Origin of the sequence: Cobetia crustatorum (genome assembly GCF_000591415.1) — a bacterium.
Classification (GTDB): domain Bacteria; phylum Pseudomonadota; class Gammaproteobacteria; order Pseudomonadales; family Halomonadaceae; genus Cobetia; species Cobetia crustatorum.
In genome coordinates this window covers 18,475-43,264 of record NZ_JEMF01000023.1, presented here as the reverse complement: position 1 = coordinate 43,264, position 24,790 = coordinate 18,475, and the positions used below count along the sequence as shown (strand labels likewise).

The 24,790-nt window shown below is 61.0% G+C and carries 17 protein-coding genes and 2 pseudogenes; 4 read left to right on the top strand and 15 right to left on the bottom strand.

The genetic code is table 11. The features are described from left to right. The 3 genes from BF12_RS0106800 to BF12_RS0106790 form a co-directional block, all read left to right on the top strand. The coding region (locus BF12_RS0106800; protein ID WP_024951626.1) for an efflux RND transporter periplasmic adaptor subunit at positions 1–1,217 on the top strand (1,217 nt) is incomplete at its 5' end. Continuing rightward, the gene (locus BF12_RS0106795) at positions 1,214–4,408 is read left to right on the top strand and encodes an efflux RND transporter permease subunit (protein ID WP_024951625.1); all 3,195 of its coding nucleotides are present in this window, start codon (positions 1,214–1,216) and stop codon (positions 4,406–4,408) included. The genes BF12_RS0106800 and BF12_RS0106795, both read left to right, overlap by 4 nt. Before the next feature lie 159 nt (positions 4,409–4,567). After that, positions 4,568–4,978 carry a hypothetical protein gene (locus tag BF12_RS0106790; protein ID WP_024951624.1) on the top strand — a complete coding sequence of 137 codons (411 nt, stop codon included), beginning with the start codon at positions 4,568–4,570 and terminating at the stop codon, positions 4,976–4,978. A gap of 131 nt (positions 4,979–5,109) precedes the next feature. Here the strand turns inward: BF12_RS0106790 and BF12_RS0106785 are convergent, their stop codons facing one another. From BF12_RS0106785 to BF12_RS0106735, 11 genes and pseudogenes are all read right to left on the bottom strand, one after another. Beyond that, positions 5,110–5,751 (bottom strand): nucleotidyltransferase family protein, encoded by a 642-nt coding sequence (locus BF12_RS0106785; protein WP_024951623.1) that lies wholly within the window; start codon positions 5,749–5,751, stop codon positions 5,110–5,112. Then, entirely contained in the window at positions 5,748–6,773 is a 1,026-nt protein-coding gene (locus BF12_RS0106780; protein WP_024951622.1) for an XdhC family protein, read from the bottom strand. The genes BF12_RS0106785 and BF12_RS0106780 overlap by 4 nt, the downstream gene beginning before the upstream one ends. A 106-nt stretch (positions 6,774–6,879) precedes the next feature. Further along, a complete protein-coding gene (locus BF12_RS0106775; RefSeq protein WP_024951621.1) occupies positions 6,880–9,246 on the bottom strand; it encodes a xanthine dehydrogenase family protein molybdopterin-binding subunit in 2,367 nt (788 codons plus the stop codon). Further along, positions 9,233–9,829: a (2Fe-2S)-binding protein gene (locus tag BF12_RS19050; RefSeq protein WP_024951620.1), complete on the bottom strand. Its 597-nt coding sequence runs from the start codon at positions 9,827–9,829 to the stop codon at positions 9,233–9,235. Before BF12_RS19050 ends, BF12_RS0106775 begins: the two co-directional genes overlap by 14 nt. Positions 9,830–10,352: 523 nt before the next feature. Next, positions 10,353–10,496 (bottom strand): hypothetical protein, encoded by a 144-nt coding sequence (locus tag BF12_RS22725; RefSeq protein ID WP_248623633.1) that lies wholly within the window; start codon positions 10,494–10,496, stop codon positions 10,353–10,355. Beyond that, positions 10,496–11,074 (bottom strand): glutamine amidotransferase-related protein, encoded by a 579-nt coding sequence (locus BF12_RS19045; RefSeq protein WP_248623632.1) that lies wholly within the window; start codon positions 11,072–11,074, stop codon positions 10,496–10,498. The genes BF12_RS22725 and BF12_RS19045 overlap by 1 nt, the downstream gene beginning before the upstream one ends. A gap of 45 nt (positions 11,075–11,119) precedes the next feature. Further along, on the bottom strand, positions 11,120–12,289 hold the full coding sequence (locus BF12_RS0106755) for an iron-containing alcohol dehydrogenase (protein ID WP_024951619.1): 1,170 nt from the start codon (positions 12,287–12,289) through the stop codon (positions 11,120–11,122). Between the two features lie 46 nt (positions 12,290–12,335). Beyond that, positions 12,336–13,721 (bottom strand): aldehyde dehydrogenase family protein, encoded by a 1,386-nt coding sequence (locus BF12_RS0106750; RefSeq protein ID WP_024951618.1) that lies wholly within the window; start codon positions 13,719–13,721, stop codon positions 12,336–12,338. Positions 13,722–13,806: 85 nt separating this feature from the next. Beyond that, positions 13,807–15,222, bottom strand: coding sequence for a glutamine synthetase family protein (locus BF12_RS0106745; RefSeq protein WP_024951617.1), 1,416 nt, complete (start codon positions 15,220–15,222; stop codon positions 13,807–13,809). Between the two features lie 72 nt (positions 15,223–15,294). Further along, a pseudogene (eat, locus tag BF12_RS19040) lies at positions 15,295–16,733 on the bottom strand (ethanolamine permease). A gap of 202 nt (positions 16,734–16,935) precedes the next feature. Continuing rightward, positions 16,936–17,955 carry a LysR family transcriptional regulator gene (locus BF12_RS0106735; RefSeq protein ID WP_024951616.1) on the bottom strand — a complete coding sequence of 340 codons (1,020 nt, stop codon included), beginning with the start codon at positions 17,953–17,955 and terminating at the stop codon, positions 16,936–16,938. 289 nt (positions 17,956–18,244) lie between these two features. Here BF12_RS0106735 and BF12_RS21095 point away from each other — a divergent pair. Then, positions 18,245–19,440 (top strand): annotated as a pseudogene (locus tag BF12_RS21095) (MFS transporter). 130 nt (positions 19,441–19,570) lie between these two features. Here the strand turns inward: BF12_RS21095 and astB are convergent. The 4 genes from astB to BF12_RS0106710 all read right to left on the bottom strand — a co-directional run bounded on the left by astB (position 19,571) and on the right by BF12_RS0106710 (position 24,769). Next, positions 19,571–20,932 carry an N-succinylarginine dihydrolase gene (gene astB, locus BF12_RS0106725; RefSeq protein WP_024951615.1) on the bottom strand — a complete coding sequence of 454 codons (1,362 nt, stop codon included), beginning with the start codon at positions 20,930–20,932 and terminating at the stop codon, positions 19,571–19,573. 101 nt (positions 20,933–21,033) lie between these two features. Continuing rightward, positions 21,034–22,533 carry a succinylglutamate-semialdehyde dehydrogenase gene (astD, locus tag BF12_RS0106720; protein WP_024951614.1) on the bottom strand — a complete coding sequence of 500 codons (1,500 nt, stop codon included), beginning with the start codon at positions 22,531–22,533 and terminating at the stop codon, positions 21,034–21,036. Positions 22,534–22,664: 131 nt separating this feature from the next. Further along, complete coding sequence (gene astA, locus BF12_RS0106715) at positions 22,665–23,708, bottom strand: arginine N-succinyltransferase (RefSeq protein WP_024951613.1); 1,044 nt, start codon at positions 23,706–23,708, stop codon at positions 22,665–22,667. Continuing rightward, positions 23,708–24,769, bottom strand: a complete 1,062-nt coding sequence (locus BF12_RS0106710) for an arginine N-succinyltransferase (RefSeq protein WP_024951612.1) — start codon at positions 24,767–24,769, stop codon at positions 23,708–23,710. Before BF12_RS0106710 ends, astA begins: the two co-directional genes overlap by 1 nt. Positions 24,770–24,790: the final 21 nt, after the last annotated feature.

Sequence of the window (24,790 nt, the reverse complement as noted above, 5' to 3'; positions counted from 1 at the left end):
GCCTACTGGCGCTCAGCGCCTGCAGTGACGGCGATAATGAAGAAGCGGCTAGCGCTCAACAAACTCCGCCGCCCATGGAAGTGGTCGCTGCCAAGGCACAGTCCGTCGCGGCCTGGCACACCTACACCACGCGCCTGGAATCACCCCAGCGTGTTCAGCTGCGCCCGCGTGTCAGCGGTGAAGTGGAAGAAGTGCTGTTCACTGAAGGCAGTCAGGTCACTGCTGGCACACCCTTGGTACGTCTCGACAAACGTCCTTTCGAGGCCGAGGTCAAGCGTCTTGAAGCCGAGGTCGCACGTGGCCAGGCGCTGCTGACCAACGCGCGCAGTGAATCCGGTCGCGCCGCCAGCCTGGTCAAGCGCAACCTGATCTCTCGCGAAGAAGCCGACTCCCGCAGCTCCAATGCCGCTGGCCTCAGCGCCCAACTCAAGGCAGCTCAGGCTCAACTGGCCCGCGCACGCCTGGATCTTGATTACGCGCTGATTCGTGCTCCCATCGACGGCCGCCTGTCAGATGCGCGCATCACGCGCGGCAATATCGTCGAAGCTGGGCAGAGCATATTGACCACGCTGGTAGAAACTCGCCAGCTGGATGCCTATGTCGACATCAGCGAGCTGACCTGGAATCGTGACTTCGCCGACGTTGCTGCCGGTGATCATCTGCCGGTAGAACTGCAGCTGGCCGGTCAGGATGACTTCCCCTTTCGCGGTGAGCTCGACTTCATCGACAACAGCGTGGATATCGACACCGGCACCCTGCGTGTCGGGGCAACCTTCAATGCCGATAGCCCTGCGCTACGACCGGGGGCCTTTGCCCGTCTGCGCATCGCCTCACCTGAAATTCATGAGGCGGTGCTGATTCCAGAACGTGCCATCGGGACTGACCTGGATCGCGAATTCGTGCTGGTGGTGGGCGAGGACAACACCTTGACCTACCGTGGCATCACCACTGGCCCACGCTTTGGCCCACTGCGTGCGGTCATTGGGGGACTAGCGGCGGGCGATCGTGTATTGGCGAGCGGCCCTGCCAAGGCAGGCCCGGGCATGCCGATCACACCCAAGCTCGTCGAGATGCAAGATGACGGTGAGCTCAAGGCACTCGCTGAGCGTATTTCACGCCTCAAGATGAGCGAAACAAATAAAATCAGCCAGAGCAACGATCAGGACGCTGCTCCACTGGCCGAGGCTGACCGCCAAGCTGCTGGAGGCCGTACGTGAACATCTCCAGCTTTTTCATCAAGCGGCCGGTCTTTGCCGCGGTACTGTCAATTCTGATCGTGATCTCGGGAATGCTGTCGCTGTTTCAGCTGCCGATCTCCGAGTATCCCGAAGTCGTACCACCGACCGTAGTGGTGCGCGCCAACTATCCGGGTGCCAACCCGGAAGTCATCGGTAGCACCGTGGCTACGCCATTGGAGCAGGAAATTACCGGCGTCGAGAGCATGCTGTACATGGACTCCCAGGCGACCGCCGACGGCAATCTGACGTTGACCGTGACCTTCGCGCTGGGCACCGATCTCGATAAGGCACAGGTACAGGTGCAAAACCGTGTGGCACGTGCCACGCCTCGCCTGCCTCAGGAAGTTCAGCAGCTCGGCATCACCACCGAGAAGGCCTCACCCAATCTGACGATGGTGGTTCACCTGACATCGCCGGATGGTCGCTATGACCAGCTGTGGCTCTCCAACTACGCGCGTCTCAACATCAAGGACAATCTCGCCCGTCTCGATGGTGTCGGCGATGCCCGCCTGTTCGGTGCTGGCGAATACGCCATGCGCGTGTGGCTGGACCCTGACGCCGTCGCCGCTCGCGGCCTGTCTGCCGGTGACGTAATCAGCTCGCTACGCGCCCAGAACCAGCAGGTCGCCGCCGGTTCACTCGGTGCGCAGCCTTCTCCGAATGCCAACCAGTTCCAGCGTCTGCTCAATGTGCGTGGTCGTCTGGAAAGCGTCGATGAGTTCCAGGATATCGTCATCCGCGTCGATGATAATGGCCGCATCACCCGCCTCGGCGACGTGGCACGTGTCGAACTCGGGGCTGATAGCTACTCGCTGCGTGCTCAGCTCGATGGCAAGGATGCTGTCGCCTTGCCGATATTCCAGCGCCCCGGCTCCAACGCCATCGCGTTATCCGATTCCGTACGCGCCCGCATGAGTGAGCTGTCCGAGAACTTCCCCGAAGGCGTCAGCTACGACATCGTCTATGATCCGACCGTGTTCGTGCGTGGCTCCATCGAGGCGGTCATCGATACGCTGTTTGAGGCCATTCTGCTGGTCGTGATCGTGGTGATTCTGTTCCTGCAGACCTGGCGTGCCTCGATCATCCCGCTGATCGCCGTACCGGTCTCGCTGATCGGGACCTTTGCAGTCATGCAGCTGATGGGCGTGTCCATCAACACCCTGTCACTGTTCGGGTTGGTATTGGCCATCGGCATCGTGGTCGATGATGCCATCGTGGTGGTCGAGAACGTCGAGCGAAACATCGAGTTGGGCCATGCCCCCATCGAGGCGACCCAGATCGCCATGCGCGAGGTGACCGGCCCGATCATCGCCATCGCCCTGGTGTTGACGGCGGTGTTCGTGCCGACCGCCTTCATCAGCGGCCTTAGCGGCCAGTTCTACAAGCAGTTCGCACTGACCATCACCATCTCGACGATCATCTCGGCCTTCAACTCACTGACGCTGTCACCGGCACTGGCCGCCCTGTTGCTCAAGCCGCACGGCAGCAAACCTGACTGGTTGACGCGCGCCATCGATGGCCTGTTCGGGCGCTGGCTGTTTGCTCCGTTCAACCGTGCCTTCAATGCCATGTCCAACGGCTACACTGGTCTGATCAAGAAACTGCTGCGCTTCGGCCTCGTGGTTGGCCTGCTCTACGTCGTGCTGCTCGGCGCGACCGGCAAGCTGTTCGATAGCGTGCCTGGCGGCTTCATTCCGGGGCAAGACAAGCAATATCTGGTTGCCATGGCCCAATTACCGGACGCCGCCAGCCTCGACCGCACCAGTGAAGTCGTCGACGAGATGCAGAAACTGGCACTGGAAACACCAGGCGTCGCACACACTGTCGCCTTCCCGGGCCTATCGGTGAACGGCTTCGTCAACACGTCCAACTCGGGCATTGTCTTCACGCCACTGGACAGCTTCGAAGACCGCCAATCACCGGAGCTTTCAGCACAGGCCATCGCCGCCGAGCTGAACCGCAAGTTCTCGGGCATCGATGAAGCTTTCGTGGCCGTGTTCCCACCGCCGCCGATTCTGGGGCTAGGTACCACCGGTGGCTTCAAGCTGCAGCTGGAAGACCGTGGCAACAAGGGCTTCGAAGCGCTGTTTGGTGCCGTGCAGACCATTACTGCCAAAGGCAACGCCGACCCGAGCCTGAGTAGCGTCTACTCCAGCTTCCGTATCCAGGTGCCGCAGTTCGACATTGATATCGACCGCGAGCAGGCGATGATCATGGGCATCCCATTGGAACGCGCCTTCGAGACGCTGCAGGTCTACATGGGTTCGCTGTACGTGAATGATTTCAACCGCTTCGGGCGAACCTATCAGGTGCGTGCTCAGGCCGAGCCGACCGCTCGCCTCGACCCGGACGATATCCGCAATCTCAAGGTACGTAGTGAAAACGGTCGCATGATCCCGTTGGGTAGTTTCGTCAAGGTGACGCCGACCACCGGGCCGGACCGCGTGATGCACTACAACACCTATATCAGTGCGGACATCAATGGCTCACCGGCACCGGGCATCTCGACCGATCAGGCCAAGACCGCGATGGAGAAGGTGCTGGCCAGTAACCTGCCACAGGGCATCGGCTACGAATGGACAGAAGTGACCTACCAGCAGGTGTTGGCCGGCAATACCATGATCTATATCTTCCCGCTGGTGGTGCTACTGGTATTCCTGGTACTGGCGGCGCAGTACGAAAGCTGGTCTTTGCCGCTGGCAATCATCCTGATCGTGCCGATGACGTTGCTATCAGCACTCGCAGGCGTCTGGCTGACGGGGGGCGACAACAATATCTTCACGCGGATCGGATTGATTGTGCTGGTAGCATTGGCCTGCAAGAACGCCATCCTGCTGGTCGAGTTCGCCCGTGAGCAGCAGCATGAAGGTCAGAGTCGCCTGGATGCCGTACTGACAGCATGTCGTCTGCGCCTACGCCCCATCCTGATGACCTCGGTCGCCTTTACCGCCGGTGTGATTCCGCTGGTACTCGCCTCTGGCGCAGGCAGTGAAATGCGTCAAGCAATGGGTGTGGCGGTATTCTCCGGCATGATCGGCGTCACTTTCTTCGGACTGTTGTTGACGCCACTGTTCTATGTCGGCATCCGAAAGATGGTCGAGAAGCGTACAGAGAGTCAGGGCAATATTGACGATGAAGTCACGACCGACACCAAGGTGATGACTAAGTAGCAGATCATTGCCTTCAGACGCGGGCGTCATCGGAGCAACAGGTGCTCTGACATTGACTCCCCACTGGCAACACTGCCATGCCAGTCACGGGATATTTCTCGTGACTGGCACTCGGCATAATGCCAATCATTCTTTCCCCAACACTCGGGAGCAGGTGCCATGTACGCCGATGCCTTCAACGATCTGGCCCTTGAGGCTGAACTTGAGAACTTCGCTCATCGCTGGTTCTCCCTGCTCAATCGCCTGGCGCCCTCCGTGGAACTGGCTGAACTACTCAGTGATGACGCCTGCATTCAGCTGCTGGACGAATCACTGTCCAGCAGCGACTTCCTGGCCAACTGGGAACAGCGTCGTGGCGACCTGCTGGTCAACAGTCACGGCCTGGGATGGGTGCGAGCGCAGCGCGATAGTCTGAACTGCGCGACGCTACGCATGGGCGGTGAGCATCGTGCCGTACTGCGTGATGGCAGCCTGTTGCACACGCACTTCGATGCCGAATGGGTGCTCGACCTGAGCTGGGGCGAACCACGCATTCAACGTATCCAGTTGCTGGATGTGCGCACGATATAGGTCATCTGTCGCTGATGACTCGCCATGTTCGACGCTAGACGAAAAATGCCCTGTCACGATGAAGTGACAGGGCATTTTTTGTTGAGAGTGCTCGCATCAAGGCACTCACATTGAAGACATGCGTGCGGTCGCTATTCGTAAAGCCCCGCCAGCATTGCGGGCGTATCGACGTCACGATGAATGCCGGCATCACAGACAGCCACCTCATGCAGGCAGTCACGGTGACAGGCAATCACCTCTCGCGCCCCATCTCCACATTCAAGCATGGCCAGTTCAGGCCAGAAGCGCCGCCCGAACACTACCGGATGGCCAGGAGCACCCTCAAATACCGGTCGCACGATGCACTCTTCACTCGCGTGAGCCCGCAATGTCTGTACCGTCGTTACCGCCACCGCCGGCATATCCGCCAGCCATACCGTTGCCGATTGTATATGCTCCAGTGAGTCATTTTCTGCCAACTGCCGAAAGGCATCTCCCAAACTTGCGCCCAATCCCAGTGCAGCATGTGGCGCACGCCAGATGCTCGACCCATGAGTACGGGCAAAGCGCTCTCCCAACAATGCCTTCACATCATCGTCTTCGCGCAGTACCAATCGCCACGGCATCTCGAGAGACATGACGCGCGCCAGCGTCGCCGCGAGCAGGCTCGTATCGCTTGAGTCCGAGCCACGCGGCAAGCGCGCGAGGCGCTTGTCACTGCCGAAACGCCGGCTCTGACCGGCCGCCATCACTAGAATCAGCGCTGTCGCCTGAGTCTCTCGTGCATCACTCACAGCGCGTGACGCTCACGGCCACGGCGTATGCGCACGATATCGGCCATCACCGCCAGCGCGATCTCGGCCGGTGTCTTGCTCCCCAGGTTAAGTCCGATTGGCATCACGATACGACCGATCTCTTCATCGCTGAGTCCGCCACTGCGCGACAGGCGTCCCGCACGTGCCTGCGAGGTACGCTGCGAGCCCATCACGCCAATGTAGAAGGCTGGCTGGCGTACCGCCTCGATCATCGCCAGATCATCGATACGCGGATCATGCGTCAATGCCACCACTGCTGTCGCGGCATGGCAGCCCCCCGCCGCAATGAAGCGCGAGGGTAGCTCGCGGCGCAGAGTGACACCGGCAATCGGCGTGTTGCGTGCATCCCAGCTCGCCAGCATTTCCTCACGCGGCTCGCAGATGATGACCTCGAAACCGAGGCTGACGGCAAAGGCGGCACAGGCTTCCGCCACTGGCGACAGACCCGCCAGCAAGAGACGCGCCACCGGCCCGACGCGTAGCTGATAGCCCGTCGTCTTGCCATCACTGTCGGTCTGACGCTCTACCCGCTCACCCAGCCCGCTATCCTCTTCCAGCACGCGTCGCGACGCTTCACCCAGCGTGATATGGCGCAGGCGCGGCGAGCGACCTTCAAGTGCTGCACGCAGCGCTTTGAGATGCATGATGTCTTCGTCACATGACGTGAAGCGCTCGATCAGCACCTCCAGTAGCCCACCACACGGCAGCTCGATACCCGCCCCCTGATGACCACCCTCGCCATAGCGGATGACTTGCGCTGCCGTGGTGAATTCACCGGCCATGAGACGCACCAGAAAGTCGTCCTCGACACAGCCACCGGACAACGAACCACGGTGTAGACCGTCACTTCGCGCCACGAGCCAAGCCCCCGGCTCACGTGGCGAAGAACCAAACGTCGAGAGTACCGTGCACAACCAGACTGGCTCATCGAAAGCGCCTGAAACAGGCTTTTCCAACCAGTCAATCGCCTGACAGATCACTTCAAGATCAAGATGTTGCATCGGGAATCTCTCATATCAGAAGAATACCCCGTCTCAAAAGACAGAAAACCCGCCAGCCCAAGTGTCTCGGAGTGGCGGGCTATGCCATTGTGGGCATCAGACGCGATTAGATCTCAGTAAGCGCCGCCTTCAACTTGGCAGGCCGCATCGGAAGATCACGCAGACGTACGCCAACCGCATGCTGGATGGCATTGGCGAGTGCCGGTGCCACCACGGTGGTGCCCGGCTCACCGAGACCGACCGGCATCTCGGTGCTGTCGATGAATTCAAGATCCATCTTCGGCACCTGGTGCATGCGCAACGGCTGGTAGGCACCCAGATTCTGGGCCACGGGGCCGCCATCACGATATTCGGTGCCTTCATGCAACGCCATCGAAACGCCCCACAACAGCGAGCCTTCCAGCTGTGCCATGGCGCCATCAGGATGCGCCAGCGTACCGGCATCGACGACACTGGTCAGCTTCTCGATCTTGACCTCGCCAGTGGCGCGATCGACCTTGACCCGTGCCACGCAAGCGACCCAGGTCGGCATGCTGCGTTCCTGACCGAAGCTCAGCGCCACGCCCATGCCGGTATCTTCCGGTAGGCTGTCACGCTCGCTCCAGCCTGATTTTTCCATCACGCGCTTGAGAACAGTGCGCAGACGCTCGGCACCGCCCGTGCTGACCGGCGACTTGCCTGCGTTGCGGCCTTCGGCGTCCAGCAGCGAGAGGCGGAATTCAGCGGGATCCTGCTTGGCCGCCAGTGCCAGCTCATCGATGTGCTGCTCGACCGCCCATAGCGTCCAGCCTGGTGCGACGGAGCGCAGATACCCCGGCACGAAGGCCTCATGAGCGGTCTTGTTCTGCTGCGCCCAGACACGCTGGGTGCCCACGTTGTACCAGTGATCCGCGCCACTGATGGAGAAGGAATCCAGCTTGCCACCGCCTTCCACGGCTTCGGCGAGGAAGCTCGGCATCAACGCGGCAGTCGGCCAGCCTGCCGCAGCAGCGTGCTCGGAGGCCACGACACGGCCATCGGCATCCAGACCGGAACGCACACGCTGCACTGAGGGCGAGCGCACGCAATCGAAACGGCTATCGTCCGGGCGCGTGAAGATCATCTTGACCGGACGCCCCAGCGCCTTGGCCGCCAGTGCCGCCGGCACGGCGTAGTCACCGTGGAGACGACGACCGAAGCCACCGCCCAGATACAGCTGGTGGTGAGTGATCTTGCCATCCTCGACTTCCAGCGCCTTGGCGACGAGGGGAATCAGCAATGACTGCTGCTGGTTGCCGCAGTGGACATGCCACTGCCCCTCCTCCTCATAGGCCAGTGCATTGGCCGGCTCCAGAGTGAAGTGCAGGACGCTTGAGGTGGTGAAGGTGGACTCCACCGTGGTCGCCGCACCTTCGATCAGCGCGGAAGGGTCACCCTGATCCACCATCAGCGAGCCATTGTCACGACTCGGGGTGCTGACCAGTCGCTGGCCTTCTGCCTGGATTGCTGCCTCATCGATGTGATAGCTGTCGCCCTTGCTCCATTCCACCTTGAGCAGGTCGGTGGCACGCATGGCCGCCGAGAAGTTGTCGGCGATGACCGCCAACCACCCCTGACACATGCCGGACGGATCCTTGAGCTCGATGGTCTGGCGGTAGCCGATGACCTTGCTGGCCTCGCTGTCATCCACGGCCGTGACCTTGCAGCCGAAGCGACTCGGCGGCAGCACCGGGCGCGCATGCAGCGTCTTGCCGACACGGGCTTCCACCTCGGCAGGCAGGGTGTAATCGATGCCGTAGACCGCCTGACCATTGGTCTTGGGCGGCACATCCAGCGCATTGCCCTTGGTGCCGAGCACGCGGCGCTCGGAGGCCGGCTTGAGCTCGATGGCCGCAAGCTCATCTTCCGTGAAGCTGCGCTCAAGGCCCGCGGCGACGATCTCGCCATAGCCCAGCGACTGCTCACCGCTGATGACGCGTCCCTGACGCGCCTTGCAGCTCTCGACGGACACGCCCATCTGTCTGGCGCCCGCTTCGATCAACGCGATACGCCCGGCAGCCCCCGCCTGCGACAGCGGCTGGTAGCTGTGATTCACCGACCAGCTGCCGCCGGTGATCATGTAGCCCCACTTGGGATCGCTGTCGACGTAGACGATCTCGACGGAGGCCAGATCGGCCTCGAGTTCCTCGATCACCAGACGCGCCAGGCTGGTGGCGACGTGCTGGCCCATCTCGGCCTTGGTGATATGGATGGTGATGGTGCCGTCAGTGCCGATGGCATACCACATGGTCGGCTCGAAGGCGCCGTCGGAAAGCGTCTCGCTTGCCGACGCCTTGTTGCTGGTCGCGGCGGCCAACGATGCGCCTGACACACCAAAGGCAAGCATGGCAGACCCCGCCACGCTACCGATCAGAAAACCACGGCGAGAAATGCCGCTCTTTTCGTCAGTGTTGGCACGCTGCTGGGCTGCCAGATGATCTTCAAACCTTGCCATGAGAAGACTCCTCGGTGGCGGTGCGAGCGACAGAAACACCAGCACCTGGATCAAAACTGCCGACACCGGCAGTCGCGGCGCTGGCTTCAGTCTGCTGACCACTCATCTGAGCAGTCGCCTCTGCCTGCTGGCCCACCATGTCAGCTGCACGCTTCACGGCACGATGAATGCGTACGTAAGCCATGCAGCGGCAGAGGTTACCGGCCATGGCGGCAGTGATCTGCTCGTCAGTCGGGTTCGGGGTGTGCTTGAGGAAATTGGCCGCCTGCATGATCTGGCCCGATTGGCAGTAACCGCACTGCGGCACCTGCTCTTCGACCCAGGCCTGTTGCAGCGGGTGATCATCATTCTCGGCCAGCCCCTCGATGGTGACGATGTCACCGCCTTCGGCCGCCAGCACTGGCAATACACAGGTACGTGCTGCCGTGCCGTTCAGGTGGACGGTACAGGCGCCACACTGGGCGATGCCGCAACCGAACTTGGTACCGGTCAGGCCGAGATGCTCGCGCAGCACCCACAGCAAAGGGGTTTGCGGATCGACCTCGAGACTGACGGACTTGCCGTTCAGAGTGAAGTTGGCCAAGGGGCTTCTCCTCAGGAGCATGAAACAAAAACGTGAAATCAGGCAGCCACATCGTCCGCGCGACTTTTCGCAGTCAGAGATGTACCCGGGCAGACATGGGAAGCAAAACGGTCATATCTCGATCATGGCATCAGCGAGCATGCAGGCATCAAAGCGCGTATCGAGACTATCGAGCTGCTGAGCATCCGGTGTCAGGAAACCGACAACGCACAGCATGTCCATTCATTCAGGCAACACCTTCGGCAGCAGGATTCTACAGACCCTCGACTGCCGGTAGGGATGCGTGACAGGCAACAGTGTGGTGCCTGCCGAGCAGAATACTCAACGCAAGACGCCACCTCGCTGTTCCGCGAGATGGCGTCTTGCGTCTCAGGCCTCACAGTATAGCGGCTGAGGCGAACGAACATGTAGAAGTCGTACAAGAAACTGCGTAAAAAAACACGGTAAATCGAGGCAATATCCCGCTTACCGTCGAGACTGTCAGTAGGTCAGACACCTCGTCCAGCCGTTTCTGGCCCCAGAATCAAGCGCTAGAAGTTCTGTCCAGCCAATAGTGCATGAAAGCCAGCAGCCAATGCGTCATCACCACGCTGTCTGGCTCGACACTCAACGAGGCTTCTCCCTCGCGTACGCGGTGTTCACCGATACGCTCACGGCGCAGCTGCATCAGATCACGTGAGTAGCCGGGACTGAATTCAGGATGCCCCTGCACGCCCAGACAACTGCCGACTTCCAGCAGGTAATAGGCACAGAAGCTGCTGTCGGCGAGTACCTGGGCGCCTCGGGCAGCTCTGCCACCTGATCCTGATGGCTGACGACCAGATCCAGACCCGGCTGCGGCGGCTGCATCCACGGGCGCTGCTCACGTACGCGATTGAACGACAAGCCAACCCCCCAGCCACGCGCATGCTGCTCCACGCGGCCGCCCAGCGCCTTGGCAATCAGCTGGTGTCCAAAGCAGATCCCCACCAGTGGTCTCTGCGCCGCATGCACCTGCCGTACGAATCCACATAATCCCTCAACCCAGTCGAGGCCATCATTGACCCCGAACTGCGACCCGGTGGTCAGCCAGCCATCACAGGCGGCAACATCATCCGGCAACTCACCCTCCAGACAACGCCACACACTGAGGCGAATCGACGGATCCACTCGCTTGAGCAGCGTCTCGAACATGGCTGGATAGTTGCCGTGACGCTCGATCAATACCGGGTTCACGTCATCGCATTGCAACAAGCCAATATGCATCGACACCTCCATGACAGATATTCAGACAACGGTCTGGAACGCGCATTACAAGCGCCCTTCCACCGCGGCGACGAAGATACGCTGATAATCAGCTGCGCCATAAGGAATCGGATTGGTGCCACCGGACGGGTCTTCAGCGGCCATGCGCGCCACGCGTTCTGCCTGAGCGGTATCGATGTTCAGCGCACTCAAGGTATGCGGAATACCCAGCGATTCACGCAGGTCCAGCACCCAGTCGATGAGCGTCGAGGTACCCGGCTGAGCAAGGCCTAGATAACGCGTCAGACGCACCGACTGCTCTCCGATCGCCGAGGCATTGGCGCGCAAGACGTAGGGCATCAGGATGGCATTGAGCATGCCGTGATGCGCGTCATACAACGCACCCAGCGGATGGGCCAGCGCATGCATGCCGCCCAACCCACGCTGGAAGGCAGTCGCGCCCATCATCGAGGCCGTCAACATCTGCTGGCGTGCTTCAAGATCCTGACCATCAGCGACGGCGCGCGGCAGGAAGTCACGCACCAGACGAATGCCTTCCGCGGCAATGCCTTCAGCCATCGGATGATAGAGCGGAGAACACCAGGCTTCGAGGTTGTGCGAGAGCGCATCCATGCCAGTGGCCGCCGTCACGCTCGCGGGCAAACCCACGGTTAGTGCCGGGTCCAGAATCACGCTCTGCGGCACCATGCCGGGATGGAAGATGATGCGCTTGACCTCGGCCTCGCTGTCGGTGATGACGGAGGCGCGCCCAACTTCAGACCCCGTGCCCGCCGTCGTGGGCACCGCCACCACCGGCACGATGCCGGCAGGGTCTGCGTTGCGCCAGTTGTCACCGACATCTTCCAGCGCCCACAGCGACAGGTCCTTGCGCTGATTGGCCATCAGCGCGACGGCCTTGGCGGCGTCCAACGCAGAGCCGCCCCCGAAGGCGATCACACCATCATGGTCACCGGCGCGAAAGGCATCACACCCGTCGCTTACGTTGGCGCCGTTCGGGTTGGCCTTGATGCCAGAGAAGCACGCCACGCGCAGTCCAGCGGCGCGACAGCTCGTCAGTGCAGCCTCCACCATCGGTAACGCGGCAAGCCCGGGATCAGTGATCAACAGCGGCGCCTTCATGCCCAATGACTGACAGGCCTCAGCCAGCTCATCGATACGACCGACGCCGGTACGGATGGCCGCGGGATAATTCCATTGAGTGGTGTAATGATCCATGTTCAGGCTCTCGTATTGTTGTAGATGCTGCGTCCAGAGTGCTGGATCAGGCGTGTTTCAGGTGGAAGGATTTCGGGCGCGTGAGGACGTCATAACCCAGGCGTGACAGCGAGCATCCCCGCCCGGAATCCTTGACGCCGGTCCAGGCAAGCTCCGGATCCAGATAGTCGCAGCGATTGGTAAACACGGTGCCGGCATCAAGTTGCTCGGCGATACGCTGCCCTGCCTCGAGATCGCGCGTGAAGACCGCAGCGGTCAGCCCGAAGTTACTGTCATTCATCAGGCGTATGGCTTCCTCGTCGGAGTCCACTGCCATGATGCCGACCACAGGCCCGAAGCTTTCCTCGCGCATCACGGCCATGTCGTGAGTGACGTCCACCAGCACCTGAGGTGCCAGATAGGCACTGCCGGGGCGTGACAGGGGATAGTCGGCGGGGTCTATCAGCGCACGCGCGCCCTGTGCGACAGCGTCTTCAATCTGCCCGCGCACGAAATCTGCACCGCTGGCACGCGACAGCGGCCCAAGCGTGGTGGCGGGATCGGTGGGGTCTCCCAGCCGCAGCTGACGGACCCAAGCCACCGCTCGCTCGACGAAGGCGGCGTGGATGTCGCGCGCGACATAAATACGCTCGATGCCACAGCAGCTCTGGCCGGAGTTGAACATCGCGCCATCCATCACGCCGTCTACGGCAGCGTCGATATCCACATCGGCGCGAATATAGGCGGGGTCCTTGCCGCCCAGCTCCAGTCCAGTCGGGATGAAGCGACCCGCCGCAGAGCGCTCCACCATTGCCCCGCCCGCCACCGAGCCGGTAAAAGACACATAGTCGATACGCTTGTCAGCGATCAGCGCCTCGGTATCGGCATGTGACAGGTGAAGATGCTGGAAGACGCCAGCGGGCAGACCGGCAGCATCGCAGGCTTGCTGAATGCGCTCGGCACATAGCGGAGTCTGAGCCGAGTGCTTGAGCAGCACGCAGTTACCGGCCATCAGTGCAGGCACGATGGCATTCACTGCCGTCATGTAAGGGAAATTCCACGGCGCGATGATCAACGCGGTACCCAGCGGTTCACGCGTGATATAGCGGGTAAAGCCGGGCTTGTCGGCAAGCGTCAGTGGCGCAAGCGCCGACTCAGCCAACGCGATCATGGTGCGGGCACGCTCCTCGAAGCCGCCAATCTCGCCAGCGGCCTGGCTGATCGGGCGGCCCATCTGCCAGGTCAGCTCGCTGGCCAGCTCATCACGACGCGCCACGAATGCCTCGACCATCTTCAAGCACAGCGCCGCACGCTCATTCAACGGCGTGGCCTTCCAGGCCACCTGCGCCTCACGACTCTGCATCACGGCCTCCTCAATACTGGCCGGACTCGCCAACTCACGGCTGACGTAGACACTGCCGTCTACCGGCGAAAGGGTCTGCTGAAGACTCATGGCCACTCTCTCTGTTGATCACTGAAGGGGAAACACCGCATACCAGAACTGCTTACCGAAAATGACTATTGAATGAGACAGACCGCTAGATGATCTCGAAGTACCGGTCCATCTCCCAGTCGGTGATGTGCTTGCGGAACTCGCGCTCTTCCCATTCACGGGTGGCGGCGAAGTGCTCAACGAACGCATCGCCGAACATCTCACGCGCCGCATCAGAGGCCTTGAAGCGCTGGGCGGCGTCCCACAGGGTGCGCGGCAGTGCAGCACTTTCCGGATGATCTATCTCGTAGGCGTTGCCGGTGACTTCGCCCTCAAGCTCAAGCTTGTAGCGGATGCCATAGAGACCCGCCGCGACGGCGGCGGCCAATGCCAGATAAGGGTTGGCATCGGCACTACCAAGGCGATATTCGACCCGCTGACTCTTGTCGCCGCCGGGAATCACGCGCAGCGCACAGGTGCGGTTCTCAACACCCCAGGTAGCTTCAGTCGGCGCCCAGAAGCCCGGAATCAAGCGGGTATAGCTGTTGATGGTGGGTGCAAACATGGCCAGAAACTCAGGCATCAGCTTCTGCTGACCGGCCACGAAGTGACGCTGAACGGCGCTCATGCTATGCGGGGCATCGGCCTCGAAGAAGGCGGAGGTATCGTCATCCAGATTGCGCAGCGATAGATGAATATGGCCGCTCTGGCCCGGGTAATCCGGCGACCACTTGGCCATGAAGGTAGCCATCAGCCCGCGTCGCTGCGCCCAGACTTTGGTGAAGGTCTTGAACAGTGCGCCCTTGTCGCCGGCACTACGCGCATCGTCCACGCCAATGGCAGCTTCCAGCACACCAGGCCCCGTCTCGGTATGCAGCCCTTCGATGGGGAAATCCATTGCCTCGGACAGCTCCATCAGCTCGTGATACAGCTCGCTGTGCACGCTAGAGCGCAGCATCGAATAGCCCATCATGTCGGGTGTCAGCGGCTTGAGATTGCGATACCCCTTCTCGCGCACGGATTCTGGCGTTTCCTTGAAGACGAAGAACTCATATTCCAGTGCCCCGAAGGCCTTGTAGCCCATCTCCTCGCCAGCAGTCAGTACGCGATCAAGCAGGCGTCGTGGACAGATTTCGGCGGCCTTGCCCTCAAATTCCGACAGAAACAACAGCATGTCGCCTTCACACGGCACATCACGGCAGGTATGCGGCAGAATGCGCAACGGTGCATCAGGATAGCCGGTGTGCCAACCGGTGAACTTGGTGTTGTCGTAGAGCTCATCCTTGCTATCCCAGCCCAACACGACATCGCAGAAGGCAAAGCCGTCTTCGAGAGAGGACAGGAACTTGTCCTTGTGCATGTACTTGCCAAGCATTACACCGTCGATGTCGAACATGCCGACCTTGACGTGACTCAGACCACGTTGCTCGACGATACGCCGTGCATCCTTGATGCTCTTTACGTCGCGTGCCTTGAGGGTTTTGGTCTTGTGTTTACCGGGTGCCTGCTGCATCGCATTCATGAGTCATCTTCCTGAAGGTATTGATATTGTTGTTGATATGTCATCGCGCCTGTCCGTCGGCACGATTCACCGTCAGCCCAGCTCGCGCTCGGCGCGGGCAATGGCCTCAAACTCTTCTTCGGGTGCCTGTGCGACCAGATGATGACGGCTGTAAAGGCCGAACCAGGCAATCATCGCGAGGTAAAACACACCAGACCACAGTGCCGCTTCCAGGCTGACCACAAAGGTCGAAAGGAAGGCGACAATGGCGAGTACAAAGGCGATACCGGAGGTCAGCGTACCGCCCGGCGTGCGATAAGGGCGTTCGAGGTCAGGCTCGCGGCGGCGCAGCAGAATGTGGGAGAGCGTCATCAAGGCGTAGGAAAGCGTGGCACCGAAGACCGCCATGGTGATCATCAGGTCACCCTCGCCGGTCAGCGACAGCAAGAAGCCGATGATGCCGGGCACGATGAGTGCCATGAACGGCACCTTGCGCGAATTGGTCACCGAGAGACTGCGCGGCAGATAGCCGGCGCGTGACAACGCGAAGACCTGCCGTGAGTAGCCGTAGATGATCGAGAAGAATGAGGCGATGAGGCCAGCCAGACCGACCAGGTTGACGAAGCCAGCCGCCCAGGAAGACTCACCGTAAACGGCCTGCAGCGCGCCCACCAACGGTGCCGCGTGGTCTTTCATGGCCTCGGCGCCGGCAGCACCGGGGGCCAGCAGCAATACACAGGCGGCGAAGATAAGCAGGATGACCATCGCGGTGATGATGCCACGCGGCATGTCACGCGCCGGGTCATCTGCCTCTTCGGCGGCCAGCGGCACGCCTTCCACGGCCAGAAACAGCCACATGGCGAATGGCAGCGCGCTCCAGATCCCCAGGTAGCCTTCCGGCAGGAAGGTCGAGGCACCCGCAGCATCGCTGCTGACGGCAATATCGAATAGACGATCCGCGGAGAAGTGTGGAATCAGGCCGACGATGAAGACGATGATCGCCACCACGGCCAGCGCCGTGATGCACATCATGATCTTGAGCGCCTCACCGGCTCCCCACAGATGGATACCGACGAAGATGGCGTAGAAGGCGGCGTAGACCCAGGGCCCATCCAGCCCGACCAGTTCATTGACATAACCACCGATGAAGACGGCAATGGCAGCGGGCGCAATCGCATATTCCAACAGGATGGCCGCGCCGGTCAGATAACCGCCCCACGGACCCATGGCGCGCCGCGCGAAGCTGTACCCCCCGCCTGCCGAGGGCATCGAGGAGGACATTTCCGCCAGCGACAGCACCATGCAGGTGTACATCAAGCCCATCAGGCAGGTGGCGATCAACATGCCGCCAAACCCGCCAGCCGCCAGTCCGAAATTCCATCCGGCATAGTCGCCGGAAATCACATAGGACACGCCAAGCTCGCCAACAATACCCAGCCAGCCACGCCCTTCTTCAACTTGCGTCGTTCGAGATAGTCATTGCCGACACTGTCGTACTCGACAGCGGCAGTCCCCGTCTTGGCACTCGCCATTGCTGGCCTCCGGTGATCATCTTGTTGTTATTGGATCATCCTGTCGGCGCATCATTGTCTGCATGTCGCCTCGCGTGGCTGATGAGATCAGCCATTACGAATATGCGCAGGGAATCCAGATGGCGCCAGCATGCATCACGGATACGGCAGCCATCAGTATAGGTAAAACCGATAGTGAGCCATGTCGGTGCAATATCTGCCCTCAATGAGCCATCGGCACTGTTGATGCACCTGCAAGCGATGGCGAGCGAATGACGATGTGTTCCATCAGCCAAGGTAGCTCGCGCGCGATCAGCGCCAGGTAGTCACGGCGTAGCACCTCACGCGCTTCTTCAGCGAGTTGCCGCGGCAGATCCCCCAGCTCGTCTCGCCGTGCCACCAGACTGAGATGGCGCTGCATGATGCCGGGCACTGTGGCGACAGTCGGTAATGGCAGCACCGTGAGCCCAAGATGCCGGATGCCTGCCTGATGCAGACACAAGGGAGTGGTAATGGTCCAGCCAGCACCATCGGCGACCATGCGCAGCACCGCAAAGGTGTTATCCAGCGCGAGTCGCTGTGGGAGCTCGCAACCCACCAGCCGTAGATAGCGCTCGATGGCCTGACCGATCAGCGCCTGCGGGGTATAGCGGACGAAATCCAACTGGCGGGCCAGCGTGGCAAGACTGTCGATCTGCGTGTGTGAATCCCAGTGCGGAGGTAACACCAGCACGAAGGGTTCACAGAGAATGTCGTGGCGTTCGAGGCTGTCGTAATCTTCAAGGCGGTCATCAGAGATGATGATGTCGACGTGACGTGTCAGCAGCGAATGGCCATGCATGTGAGACAGGCCAGTGGTGAGGGTGTAGTCAGCAGTGTGACGACGGATGGCTTGCAGCATCGGCTTGCCGACGGCACTTGCCAGCGAATCGACCAGTGCGAGGCGTACCTGATGCAGGCGATTGAAGCTGCCACTGGCCAACTCACTGTGAGTACGGCGCGCCTCCTCTAGCAAGGTGTGCGCTCGATCGAGAAAGAAGCGCCCTGCAGCGGTAGGCTCCAACGGACGCCGATTACGCACGAATAGCAAGGCACCGACGCCTTCTTCCAGCGTCGCCAGCGCCTGACTGACGGAGGACTGCTTGATACCAAGGTACTCCGCTGCTGCCGTTTGACTGCCGCGCTCGAGCGTCTCGACAAAGATTTCCATGCTGCGCAGATCGAATCCAAAACGGCCCGCCATTATCTATCTCCTGTGCAGCGCAGCGAAAGCTCGGCCCGCTATCAGCCCAGCTTTGACCGGACATCAATCAGGTCTCAAAGACACCATAACGGCAGATCAGGTCCGAAAGCCCTAAAGCTTTTAGATATGAGCACCCCTTAATATGCCTTTCAGGCTGCCGTAACGCGTAACAGGTCACAAGCCGACTTCCGAGGTATATCGCTTTTTGATACCGCACGGTTGCGGTGATGCGCATACTTGCACCCAAAGCGACAAGAACAATCAAAACAATAGCAACGACAAGCAGGGAATGGGCATGCAACTGAACTGGAAGGCGGCGATTGCGCTAGCGGCGCTGATACTGGCCATCAATACCGGCGCACGGCAGGCACTCGGATTTCTTTTACCGCCGATGGCGACGACGCTGGAATGGGGCATGGGCAGCCTGTCGCTGGCGCTGGCAGTGCAGAATCTTGTCTTCGGATTGACTGCCCCACTGGCCAGCAGGCTATCTGATCGCTTTGGCACGCTGAGTGTCTTTCTGGTCGGCAGCCTATGCTACACAGCTGGCATGGGGATGACGGCGCTATGGCCGACAACGCTAAGCTGGATGCTCGGGGCCGGGGTGTTGGCAGGCATCGGCATCGGGGCCACCACCTTCCCGCTGGTGCTGGCGGCGGTCTCACGCGTCGTGCCACCGGCACATCGAGGCTGGGACTCGGCATCGCCTCGGCGGGTGGCTCGATGGGTCAGCTGATCTATTCATTGATCACGCCGCTGCTGGTATTGATCGACTGGCAAACCGCGCTACTGGCATTGGCAGCCAGCTGTCTGTTGCTGATTCCGCTGGCATTGCCGCTGCTACGACGCCCTGCTGTCGAGAATGACATACCCGAGGAGGTACCGACGATCACGTGCCCGCTATGGCAAGATCGCCGCTTTCTGGCCTTGGCGGGCGGCTTCTTTGTCTGCGGGGTGCATGTCGCCTTCATCGCCACTCACTTGCCCAATTTCGTGGTCGCCTGTGGCCTGCCACTGAACGTGGCGGGCAACACGCTGGCCATCATCGGGGCACTCAATATCGCCGGCACCATCGCTTTTGGGGCGTGGGGCGGTCGCCGCCATCCGCCGCAACTGCTGATGCTGATCTATCTGTGCCGCGCAGCCCTGGTGATGGCGATGGTGGTGCTACCGCCGACCAGCACCCTGCTGTACACATTCGGGGCGATCATGGGCATGTTGTGGCTGTCCACCGTACCGCTGACCAACCAGGCCGTCGGCCTCTACTTTGGCCAGAAGCGTCAGGCCTTCGTGTTCGGCATGGTGCTGGCTGCGCATCAGGTCGGTGCCTTCCTCGGCGCCTGGGGTGGCGGCGTGGTCTATCAGATGACCGGTAGCTACGATCTGCTGTGGATCACCAGTGCCGTGTTCGGTGTGCTGGCCGCACTCGTCCACTGGCCGGTGCGCCGTGAGCCCAAGCGTGCCTCGCAGCCACAGCTGGCCTGAACAAAGTGGATCAGTCACTCAGGCGCTGAAACGACACAGGCCCTGCCGGTTTCCCGACAGGACCTGTTCTTGTGGCATGTACCTGTTGCGGCTTGTCTATCTAATGCTCACTTGCCGATGGCCCGCTTGCCTACTGCTGGAAGGCGTAGACATTGCCGACCTTGAGCAGACGCGTCAGCTCGTCCAGTGCGGTGAGCGTTTCCTCTGCAAGCTTTGGGTCTGCCAGGTCGGCCGGTGTCAGATGGTCACGGTAATGACGCTTCACCCACTCCCCCAGCTCACCATGCAGACCGTCATTCATGATAACGCGGCCTGACAGCGCGGTGCGTTCAGCCTCACTCAGCACCACTCGCAGACGCAGGCAAGCAGGGCCACCGCCGTTGCGCATGCTCTGCTTGACGTCCTTGACCAGCACTTCGCCGATTGGGTTGGGGCCGGCCAGAATCGCGTTCTGTAGCGCGTTCCACACCGCCTCGTTCTCCTGGCATTCTCCCGGCACCACCAGCGTCATGCTGCCATCGTCGTTGGACAATAGCTGAGAATTGAACAAATAGGATGACACGGCATCTTCAAGGCTGACGGCTTCCAACGGCACACGAATCGGGATCAGTGGCGTGGACAGCTTGGCGCGAATCTCGTCGAGCACCGCTTCTTCATCGCGGAAGGCCAGCTCGTGATAGAACAATACCGGCCCATTGCCCACCGCGATGACATCGTTGTGGAAGACACCGGCATCGATGGCCTCCGGATGTTGCTGAGCGAATACGACCTGATCAGCACTCAAGCCATGCTGACGTGCCACCGCCTGGCTAGCTTCCAACGTCTGACGGGCCGGATACCGCTGTGGCTCAACGCCATCGCCACCGAAGGCCTGACGGCCATAGACGTAGAGATGTACGCCCGGCCCGCCATGCCCATCGCACAGCCGCGTGTGATTGGCCGCGCCTTCATCGGAGAACGCCGGCGTGGCAGGCAGTGCCGGATGATGCGCGAAGTACGTCTCGTCACGGAAGATGGACGTGAGGATGCGCCCCGTCGTCGCGGGCTCCAGATAACGGTGAAAGCTCGACTGCAGGTTGGCTGGCGTGAAGTGCACGCGGGCATCCGACGTGTCTCGCGAAGGCGTGACGGTGGCGGCATTCGCCGTCCACATGCTGGAAGCGGAGCACACCGCGCGCAACAGCTGTGGCGCCTGCTCACTGGCGGCCTTGAGCACCTCGGCATTGCTACCACTGAAGCCCAGCTCACGCAGTGCACCGATATCCGGCCGTTGCTGCGGCAGCAGAACCCCCTGTGCATAACCCAAGTCCGCCAGCGACTTCATCTTGTCGAGGCCCTGCAACGCGGCTTCACGCGGATTGGAGGCCAGGCCGCCGTGGCGCATCGAAGCAACATTACCGTGGGCGAGCCCGGCATAGTTATGCGTCGGGCCGACCAGGCCGTCGAAATTGACCTCGCGATGGTCCGTAATGCCGGAGGGTGAACTGGACATGAGCAACTCCTGACACGACGCAACAGCGTCATGCTGAAAATAGGGGAAACAGGGTGCGGCGCACTTCATTCGATCGACATGCGCCGCCCGCGAGCCAGACGCTACAGTCGAATGCCTGCCGGTAGCGTCGCCGGTAGCACCAGGCTGTCAGCCTCCATCGAGGCCACTGGATAGCTGACGTAATCGGCTGCGTAATAGGCGCTGGGACGGTGGTTGCCACTGTCACCGATGCCACCGAAGGGCGCATCGCCGGAGGCGCCGGTAGTCTGACGATTCCAGTTGACGATGCCAGCACGAATACGCAGCAGGAAGTCATCCCAGTCGGCGCGCTCCCCCCCGATCAGACCCGCCGACAGGCCGTAACGTGTGTCATTGGCCAACGCGATGGCATCATCCCAGTCAGCATAACGGTGAATCTTGAGCAGCGGACCAAAGAACTCCTCATCCTCAAGCGTGAGGCCGGTGACATCGATCAGCGCCGGACTGAGTAGACTGGTGCCTTCCTCGACGCGTTGCATGCGCACGATGACGTTGCCACCCAGCGCCTCGAGATCATCCTGCGCCTTGAGCAGGCCATCAGCGGCCGCCACGCTGGCCAGACCGCTATAGAAAGGTGCATCTTCATCAAACTGGCCCGCCACACGTAGCTCGCGCAGTGCACTCGCCAATGCCTCGATCAGGCGATCACCCACCTCGCCCTGCGGCACCATCAGGCGGCGTGCACAGGTGCAGCGCTGGCCACCGGAAGCAAACGCCGACTGCACAATGGCCAGCACGGCTGCTGTCTGGTCTGGCACATCACGCACCACCAGCGGATTGTTGCCGCCCAGCTCCAGCGCCAGCAGTTTGCCGACCTGTCCGGCGAACTGACGGTGCAGCAACTTGCCGACCTTGGCGCTACCAGTGAACAACAGGCCATCGATACCTTCGGACTGGGACAGTGCCTGACCCACTTCTGCCGCACCTTGCACCAGATTGATCACACCCGCCGGCAAGCCCGCGTCTGCCCAGCATTGCAGGGTCAGATCAGCGGTCGCCGGTGTCAGCTCGGACGGTTTGAACACACAGGTATTGCCCGCCAGCAGTGCTGGCACCATGTGTCCGTTGGGCAGGTGGCCCGGGAAGTTGTAGGGACCAAACACCGCCATCACGCCATGCGGACGATGGCGCAGCACCGCTTGAGTACCCGCGACATCTTTTGAACGCTCACCGGTACGCTCGTGATAGGCCTTCACCGAGATGGCAATCTTGCCGATCATCGCGCCAACTTCGGTGCGCGCCTCCCACAGCGGCTTGCCCGTCTCGCTGGCAATACTCGTCGCCAGGGCTTCACGGTGTTGCTCCAACTGATCACGGAAGCGCTCTACCACGACCAATCGTGCCTCAAAGCTCTGCATTGCCCACGCCGGAAACGCCTGCCGCGCTGCAGCGACGGCATGCTCGACCTGAGCAGTACTCGCCGCGCCAGCTTCCCATAGCGGTGCGTGAGAGACGGGATCGGTCTTGGCAAAGTGTGCCGCTTCACCGTTCAACCATTCACCGCCGATATAGAGCTGTTGACGCACCTTGAGCGTGGCGGAAGTCGGAGTCGTATCGGTCATGGCATGCCTCATGGAGATGGCGCGCCGCAGTCGCGACGCAAACGAAAAGGAATGGAACAGTTGGCGTACTGCCCCGTGATGATGGGGACGAAAATCACCGTGATAGTCACAAGATGCGAAGGCACGCCTTATTAGCCTGCCAGCACGCGCAGCGAATCGCCTGCGCTGACCCCTAGTCGCTCGGCCTCATCACGATAGAGACACACGACAGACTCGCCCTCGTCCGGCCCTTCGCTGACCTGAGTAACAGCATGGCTAATCCAGCTAGCCCGGAAGTCGGCCATTGAGAGAGTGGAGGCCATGATGGAGGGTCGGTCAGTGACGGGAGCATTGCCCTCAATCAGCTCGACGCGGGCCAGCTGACTATCGCGCACGGCACGTACGTCATCGATATAGGCCTCCACTGTCGGGCCACCATCAAAGATGTCGACGTAGCCTTCCCAGCGCAGCCCTTCCTTCTTGAGCATCGCCACTGCCGGTCGAGTGTGCTCGTGTACCTGACCAATAGCGGCACGTGCTGATTCGGACAAGAACGGCGTGTAAATCGGGAACTTGGGCATCAGCTCGCCGATGAAGCTCTTCTGACCCATACCAGTGAGACGGTCGGCCTCATCGAAGTCCATCGGGAAGAAGTGGCTGCCCAGACACTCCCAGAACGGGCTACGCCCTTCGGGAGTGAAGACACCGCGCATCTCGGCCAGTACCTTGTCCGGAAATGCCTCACGGAATTGCGCCATGAACAACCAGCGCACCTTGGAGAGCAGTGCACCGTTGCGGTCACGTCGCCAGTCTTCACGCAGAAACAGTGAGCAGACCTCGGCGTCACCCGTGTGGTCTGAGCACAGGGTCAGGGTGTCCAGGGTGCGATGTAGATTCAGCTGCACCGAAGAGTGTGCCAATGACCCCAATCGATAGTGATAGAACGGCGCATCGGTACCGACACAGGCTTCAACAGCACAACACCCGGCGATACTGCCGTCGCTATCATCTTCCAGTACGAAGAAATAAAGTCGGTCTTCGCTCTGCTCGCGCGACTCGAAAGCAGCCAGCGTGCGTTCTATCTTGGCGATCAGAAACTCATGGTTATCAGGCAGAGAGGTAAAACCGACGCCAGTCTCGCGCGCCAGTACCTTCAGCCCTTCGATATCATGACGGGCAATCGGACGAATACGCATCAAAGCTCTCCTTCGTCGACAGCCGGCAGCGGCATCGGCACTGCCAATACGGCACGCCCTTCTTCCACACCCAGTACTTCGGCTTGCTCCGGGGTCAGCATCAACTGACCCGTCGGCGTCAGTGCATAACGCGCCAACACGCAGCGGAAGCCACCCAGGCGCTGGTTGGCGACCATCGCCGGCACGGCGTCTGGCAGACTTTCAGCGGGACGAATGCGTACCGGATGCCAGCCACAGTTGGCAAAGGTGTGCAGACGCTCACGCTCGGCCAGCAACAAGGGGCCAGCATCAAAGATGTCGACATGGCGTGAGCGCGAGAAGCCCTCAGCCAGCATTTCCTGCATGGCATATTCGTGACGCTGGTTCTCACGCCCGATAGCGGCGCGCGCCTGAGGCGTGAGCAGCGGCAGGTATAGCGGGAACGGCGGCATGACTTCAGCGATGAAACTCTTGGAGCGCACGCCTGCCATCTGATTGATTTCATTGAAATCGCGATCAAAGAAGTGCTGGCCGACGCTGTCCCAGAATGGACTGACCACGTGCTCATCACGCACTTCCAGATAGCCCGGGAACGCGACCGCCAACTCATTGGCGAAACGCTCGGGATACTGAGCAATGAACATCAAGCGCGCACGCCGCAGCAGGCTATCGGCATCTGTCTCGCGATAGCGGGTATCCAACGACAAGGCGCACAGCAGCGTGGCCTCCGAGACTTCATGGGACAGCGCCAGCGTCTGCACTTCATGGCGGACATTGAGCTGCTGAGACGCGTGGATCAGCGTCTCCTGCCGATAGGTATAATAGGCTTCCCGCGCGCCAGCCTCGGCACGCAGGGAGGCAGTCCCTACCACTTCTTGCGTTTCAAGATCTTCCAACACGAAACAGTAGATTTCGTCGCCGGGGAAATCGATCTCGGCACGCAGGCTACGTTGGGAGCGCGTAATGCGCTCCTCAAGGCGATCGCGGTGTGGCGGCAGATTCGTCAGGCGTGGCGTAGCCGTCGCCGCGAGCCGCTCGAGAGCGAGCAGATCGCGGCTTTCGGCAGGACGCACCACCAGCATCGGCGCGCTGCTCATGGCACT